At 25.2% G+C, this 6814-nt stretch carries 8 protein-coding genes; 4 read left to right on the top strand and 4 right to left on the bottom strand.

Features of this window, described 5'->3' with window-relative positions:
* A partial coding sequence (locus WC168_RS08975; protein ID WP_372618771.1) for an NAD(P)H-dependent oxidoreductase occupies positions 1-437 on the bottom strand: 437 nt, incomplete at its 3' end.
* Between the two features lie 116 nt (positions 438-553).
* Here WC168_RS08975 and WC168_RS08970 point away from each other — a divergent pair.
* Positions 554-1453: an AEC family transporter gene (locus WC168_RS08970; RefSeq protein WP_066354881.1), complete on the top strand. Its 900-nt coding sequence runs from the start codon at positions 554-556 to the stop codon at positions 1451-1453.
* Positions 1454-1518: 65 nt separating this feature from the next.
* Entirely contained in the window at positions 1519-2259 is a 741-nt protein-coding gene (locus tag WC168_RS08965; protein WP_372618768.1) for a DsbC family protein, read from the top strand.
* Between the two features lie 16 nt (positions 2260-2275).
* Here WC168_RS08965 and WC168_RS08960 read toward each other — a convergent pair whose 3' ends face one another.
* Positions 2276-3304, bottom strand: a complete 1029-nt coding sequence (locus tag WC168_RS08960; RefSeq protein WP_372618766.1) for a YeiH family protein — start codon at positions 3302-3304, stop codon at positions 2276-2278.
* Positions 3305-3403: 99 nt separating this feature from the next.
* Here WC168_RS08960 and WC168_RS08955 point away from each other — a divergent pair, with 99 nt between their 5' ends.
* Positions 3404-4273, top strand: coding sequence for a LysR family transcriptional regulator (locus WC168_RS08955; RefSeq protein ID WP_066159387.1), 870 nt, complete (start codon positions 3404-3406; stop codon positions 4271-4273).
* Positions 4274-4279: 6 nt separating this feature from the next.
* Here WC168_RS08955 and WC168_RS08950 read toward each other — a convergent pair whose 3' ends face one another.
* Positions 4280-5161, bottom strand: a complete 882-nt coding sequence (locus WC168_RS08950) for a DMT family transporter (RefSeq protein WP_187475160.1) — start codon at positions 5159-5161, stop codon at positions 4280-4282.
* Between the two features lie 129 nt (positions 5162-5290).
* Between WC168_RS08950 and sugE the strand changes: the two genes are divergently transcribed.
* The gene (gene sugE / locus WC168_RS08945) at positions 5291-5608 is read left to right on the top strand and encodes a quaternary ammonium compound efflux SMR transporter SugE (RefSeq protein ID WP_372618763.1); all 318 of its coding nucleotides are present in this window, start codon (positions 5291-5293) and stop codon (positions 5606-5608) included.
* Here the strand turns inward: sugE and WC168_RS08940 are convergent.
* Complete coding sequence (locus tag WC168_RS08940; protein WP_372618761.1) at positions 5598-6740, bottom strand: sensor histidine kinase; 1143 nt, start codon at positions 6738-6740, stop codon at positions 5598-5600. The genes sugE and WC168_RS08940 overlap by 11 nt on opposite strands.
* Positions 6741-6814 lie beyond the last annotated feature (74 nt).

The following is a 6814-nucleotide window of genomic DNA, read 5'->3' as shown; positions in this document are numbered from 1 at the left end:
GCTTCATCTAATGATAATCCATCAAAAAAACCATTTGGATTATTAAATTCACTCTTTGGACAGTTGTAAGTGATACTTAACATATATTTTTTACCCTTTAAAAGTCCTCCACTTCCATAAGTTTTACTCTCATCACTTCTACTTCTTCCATCACTTGTATAGTGTCTTCCTTGAGTAAAAGTCTCATCAAAATATTTTTTAGCTATCCAAGGAACTCCCATCCAATAAACAGGATATTGAAATAAAACTGCATCAGCCCACTCAAACTTCTCACACTCCTCTTTTACATCGTAACCTTTTTCAATGTGTGTATATTTAACTTCAAAACCATTATTTTCAAAAAATTTATTTGCTTTCTCTATTATTTTATTTGTTAATTCCCCACGTGCAACTACATCATAATATTGATGTCCATTTATAATTAAAACTTTTTTCATATATATCCTTTCAAATTATTTAAAACAATAATGTACCAAAATAATCTTAATCTCTATATTAAATAATTAAATCATATTATGATAAAGTTCCACTTTACTTATGAAAAAGGTTGATTTTGGAAAATATATTATTAATTTTATTTGCACTATTTTTAGGGTATATGTTAAATCGTTTAAATATTATGCAAAGGGATGGTTCAATTGCTTTAAATAAATTTGTACTTTATGTATCATATCCTGCAATTGTACTTTTACAAACACCAAAAATAAGCTTCTCTTTGGAGCTTATGATTCCAGCAATTGTTGCTTGGCTTGTTATGACATTAAGTGCTTTTTTAATTCTTTTTTTATCAAAGATTTTTGATTTTAGTAAAGAGGTAACTGGAAGTTTAATGCTAGTTGCTATTTTGACAAATAGCTCATTTTTGGGTATTCCACTACTTGATACATATTTGCCAAATGATAATTTTATGCCATATTTACTAGTTTATGATCAACTAGGAACTTTCTTGGCATTTGCAATATATGGAACATTTATAGTATCAATATATACAAGCAAAACAAAGGTTACTTTTAAGCTAATCACTATAAAAGTTCTAACTTTCCCACCGTTTTTAACGCTAGTTTTTGCTCTATTTTTAGTTGGAGTGGAGTTTAATCCAACTATTACAAAAGTATTAGAGGCTTTTGCTCTAACAACAGTTCCAGTAGCACTTGTAGCAGCAGGACTTCAACTTCAACTTAAACTTCCCAAAGAGGATATAAAACCTTTTAGTGTAGCTTTATTTGTTAAACTTATTTTTGCTCCAATTATTGCAATTATTGTTTGTAAAATTTTTGGATGGAATAATCTAGCAGGAACTGTATCAATACTAGAAGCTGCTATGGCTCCAATGATAACAGCAGGTGCAATAGCAGCAATGGCTGGACTTGCTCCAAGACTTAGTTCTGCAATTGTTGGTTATGGAATTTTAATCTCATTTGTTACTACATATTTTTTCTCTTTAATTATCTAAAGAGTTTTACTAAAGATTAACTATATTTTAGTACTATTAGCACAAAATTTAAAAAAAGGAAAAAAATGTTAAAAACAGTAAAAAATGCTCTATTTTTATCAATATTTTTATTAACTTTTTCACAAGCTAATCTTATTGAATTAAAAAAGAGTGAATATGCACAATTTGAGAATTTAGAGCTTTTAAAAAGAAACTCTATAACTGTTGAAAAAGCTTTTAATGCAGGAGAGTTATATATTTTAAAAATATCAGCTCAGGGTGCAAAAGATGAGATTTTTGTAACAAAAGATAAAAAATATGTAATAAGTGGAACAGTAATAAATAGTTCAAATGGAACTCAACTAAAATCTCCTGTTGATTTAACACCACTTAAAAATAAAGAGGCTTTTATTTATGGAAATGGAGATAAAGAGTTAATTCTTTTTACAGACCCACAATGTCCATATTGTAAAAAATTTGAATCATATTTTGAACAGATTAAAGATAAAGTAAAAATCAAAGTATTTTTTTATCCACTTGATTTTCATAAAGAGGCAAGAGATATTAGCAAATATATACTAAGTCAAAAAACTACAAAAGAGAAAATTGATGCTTTTTTTGAGTTTGAAATTGGAGATGATTTAACAAAAATTAAAAATATGAAATACTCAAAATCTCAAAATGAGAATTTAGAGAAAATTTTAGATGAGCATTTAAAACTTGGAACAAACTTAGGAGTTCAAGGAACACCAGCACTTTTTGATAAAGATGGAAATAGTATTGTTTGGGTAAAACTTCTATCTGATTATAACATTAGTGTTAAATAGTGGGCATTAGCTTCCACTATTTAACAAAAAAGAGAACTAAAAAATATCCTATAAAACATAAATATATAAATAGAAGTAAAGTTAAATAAAAGGGTTTTATTCCAACCTCTTTAAACTTTTTAAGATTTGTATTTAATCCTAAAGCAAACATTGCCATTGTTAAAACTGTCATATCTATGTAATTTATTGTCTCTATTGTTTTAATATTTAAAAAATCAAAAGAGTTAAAAGCAACAACAACTATAAAAATTACTGCAAACCAAGGAATTATAATTTTGCTTTTTGCTTTTATATTTTCACTATTTGGAAATTTAATCAAAAAATATGATAAAAGAAGTAAAAATGGAACCAAAAACATAACTCTAATCATTTTTACAATTATTGCACTATTTGTAGCTTCATCACTTACCATATTTCCAGCAGCAACAACATTTGCAACTTCATGCAAAACTGCACCAAAATAGATTCCTATTTGATTATTATCCAAAGGTATTAATCCAATATTGTATAAAAAAGGTAACAAAAACATCCCAATTGATCCAAAAATAACAACAAAAGATACAGCAATTGCACTTTTATATGACTCATTTTTTACAACACCAGATGTTGCCATAACAGCAGCTGCTCCACAAATAGATGCTCCTGAGCTACATAAAATTGAAACTTCACGATCAAGTTTTAATACTTTAACTCCAATAAAATACCCTAAAATAAAAGTTGAAAAAACTATAAAAAAAGCTACAAAAACTCCACCAAAACCAACATCTGCAATATCTTGAAAACTAAGTCTAAAACCATAAAATATAATTCCAACTCTTAGAAGTTTTTTTGCACTAAATGTTATAGCTTGATTATATTTATCAAAAAAGCTCTCTTTTATTGTATTTGCAAAAAATATCCCTAAAATAATTCCAACGATTAATGGGCTTATTGCCAAACTTGAAACTATTTTTGAATTTGCAATAGATATTGATATTATTGCAAAAACAAAGATTACTAATGTTCCTATTATTAATAATTTTATATCTTGATTATTTGTTTTCACAATAAATCTCCTTTAATTTTAAAACTATATTCTTATTTTTTTAATTTGTAAAATATATTATTTTTAATATAATAATAAATAATTTTAATAAGGAAAAATATGACACTAAAAGAGTTAAGTTTTTTTTATAAACTTTGTGAAAATCCCCAAGTAACACAGGTGGCAAGTGAGTTAAATATAAGTCAATCAGCTATTTCATTAGCTATAAAATCACTTGAAAGTAGTCTAAATGAACAACTATTTGATAGAATTGGTAAAAAATTAATACTAAATGAAAAGGGGAAATATTTTAAAGAAAAAACTTACTCTCACTATCTAGCACTTTTTGATGCAAGAACAATTTTTCAAGAGAATAAATTAGCTGGACATATAAAAATAGCATCAAGCAAAACAATATCAAACTACATTATGCCTAATATTTATTTTGATTTTTTATCAAAATATAAGGATGTAAAACTCGATATTTTAACAATAAATTCAAGCAAAATAATAGATAAAATTTTAAAAAGTGAGTTAGATATTGGGCTTATTGAAGTAGATATACAAAATAGTAATTTAGTAAAAGAGAAGTTATCAAATGATGAGCTAGTAGTTGTTACAAGTGATAAAGAGTATAAAAAAGAGAGTTTTATTGATACTATTGATAAAAAATGGATTTTAAGAGAGCTTGGAAGTGGAACAAGGGAGATTTTTATAGCAAAAATTGGAGAAATTGCAAAAGAGTTAGATATTTTTATGCAACTACAAGATTTTGAAGAGATAAAAACTATTGTTTTAAACAACTCAAATACAGTAACTGCTATTTCAAAAGTAGTTGTGAAAAAAGAGTTAGAAGAGAAAAAATTGTTTGAAATAAAATTAAAAAATTTAAAGCTACAAAGAGAGTTCTATCTAATTTATCATAAAGATAAATCAAAAAATCTACTTTTTGAAACCTTTATTGAGTTTATAAAAAGTAGATTTAATTAATATATTTTATTTTTGCCTTAAAATTATAATTGTAGCAATTGTTGAAAGCAAAATACCTATAAAAACTCCTAAAGAGATAGTCTGTTTTTCAAAAATAAACATTATTAAAGCAACCAAAGATGGACTTATATAAATATATGCCATAACTTTTTTTGGTCCTAAAATAAGTGTTGCTTTTTGATATAAAAATAGCGTTAAAATTGTTGTTGCAACTACTAAATATAACATTGAAAATAGTAAATTACCCTCAATTTTTTCCCACTCATAAGGAATATCCAAAATCCACATTGTAAAGCTCATCCAGATTATTCCAGCCATTAAAGTAGAAAAAACAAGCACAATAATATCATCATCTTTTTTATATAAAACCTTTAAAAATATTGAATAAAGTGCCATAGATAAAGAGGCTATTAAAAATATAATATCTCCTTGATTTAGAGAAAATTTTAATAAAAGTTCTAAATTGGCTTTAAAAACAACTATTAAAGTAGAGATTATTCCTATAATATAAACAATCAACTGAGCTAAAGGAATCTTCTCTTTAAAGAAAAAGATACATAAAATTGCAGTCATTAAAGGAACTAAAGTATATATTGAGCCTGTATTTAAAACTGTTGTATACTCCAAAGCTTTGAACATTCCAATAAAATATAAAGAGTAAAAAAGGCTTATAACCATAGCTTTTGGTAAGAATTTTGGTACTGCTTTTACTCTATTTTTATTAAAAATTACAAGTGGTGATAAAAAAATAAGTGCTAAAACAAATCTATAAAGAGTTAATGATATTGCATCTATTGTGCTTGAAAGTTTATATGATGCAAGAAATGATCCTGCTATAAAAATTGTTGCTATTACTACATAAATATGAGCTTTTGTTGATTGTTGCAAAACTTTACCTTAATTGATTTTTATTTATATTTTATCTAATATCTACTAAAATAGGCTTCTACAAAAGCTAGGACGACCTAGCCTCTTTACTCATTCAAGGACGGCCTTAAATTTTTCAAAAGGATTTTTATGAGTTGGATAATACTATTTTTAGCAGGTATTTTTGAGATATTTTGGGCAGTTGGTTTAAAATATAGTGATGGATTTACAAAACTATTTCCTACAATTTTTACTATTGTTACTATGATTATTAGTTTTTATCTTCTTAGCCTTGCTTTAAAAGCTCTTCCTATTGGTACAGCTTATGCTGTTTGGGTAGGTATTGGAACTGTTGGAACTGTAATTGCTGGAATTATGCTTTTTGGTGAATCTATGACTTTAATTAGAGTTATAAGTATCTTATTTATTCTTATAGGAATAGTTGGTCTTAAATTTACTACAAACTAAAAATATATGTAAAAGTTGAGCCTTGATTCTCTTTTGAGTCTAGCTCAATTTTTATACCATTTTTATCACAAATATTTTTTACAATACTAAGTCCTATTCCAAATCCACCTGTTATATTATCACCTCTATAATATCTTTTAAAAACAGTTGATGTATCTTTTATACCAACTCCTTCATCTTTAAAAACAAGCCTTATATTTTTATCATCTTTTATTAAACTAATATAAATATTTGAATCATTTTTTGAATATTTTATTGCATTTGATAGATTATTATCAATTATTCTATAAGCTTCAATTTCATTAAAAACTATTTCAATATTTGCTTCTATATTTTTATGAAAAACTATATTTCTAGCAACTGCTAAGTCATTGAAAAACTCAACTCTTTTTTCTAAAAATGAAGATAAATTAATATCTGTTTTTAACTCTTTTACCTCATGTTGTTGCATGTAATACTCTAAATCTTCATAAATTATTGTCATATTTTTCAAAGCAGATTTTACTCTTAAAATATTTTTATCATTTCTTAATCTCATTGATAACATATCAATATTTATTCTAGCAACTCCTATTGGAGTTTTTAGCTCATGCATAGCATCTTTTAAAAACTCATCTAAATAGATATTTAATTTTTTATATGGCTCAATGCTCTGTTTTATTACAAAAAATGAGAGTAAAAATATAAAAAAAGTAACTATTGAGATAAGTATTAAGGCATTATAAATAACCTCACTATAATCGCTGTTTTTGCAAACAATTAAAAATGAAGCATCTAAAATATTTTGATTTAACTCTTTTTGATAACAAAATCTATCTTTAAATTTTTTAAAATCTTCATAAAAAAACTCTAAAGATTGATTTGAAGAGAATATTTCATTTTTATTTTTATCAAAAATTGAAGAGAAATATATGTTTGATCTTGGATAATAAAATATATTGTTGTTCTCTCTTTCAAAATAATCTATTTTCAAAACAATTTGATTTGCATAATTTTGTAAATCTATCTTATCTTTTATATCTTGATTATTTTTTGTTGCATCTATATAAAAATATATTGGAATTAGAGCTATTAAAAGAGTAATTGTTACTTGAATTACAATATATTTTAGTTCTGATTTACTATTTATCAATTTTATAACCTAAAAATCTCTTTGTTTTAATAAAATCTTTGTCTGTTTTTTCTCTAACTCTTTTTATACACATT

It is taken from the genome of Aliarcobacter sp., assembly GCF_041672065.1.
Lineage (GTDB): Bacteria > Campylobacterota > Campylobacteria > Campylobacterales > Arcobacteraceae > Aliarcobacter > Aliarcobacter skirrowii.
The sequence above is the reverse complement of the archived record's forward strand: the minus strand, read 5'-3'. Positions and strand labels throughout refer to the sequence as shown.

Bases quoted from the DNA above. Each gene is read 5' to 3' on its own strand.
- WC168_RS08965 (WP_372618768.1), top strand. From the start codon at position 1,519: ATGTTAAAAACAGTAAAAAATGCTCTATTTTTATCAATATTTTTATTA.
- WC168_RS08955 (WP_066159387.1), top strand. From the start codon at position 3,404: ATGACACTAAAAGAGTTAAGTTTTTTTTATAAACTTTGTGAAAATCCC.
- sugE (WP_372618763.1), top strand. From the start codon at position 5,291: ATGAGTTGGATAATACTATTTTTAGCAGGTATTTTTGAGATATTTTGG.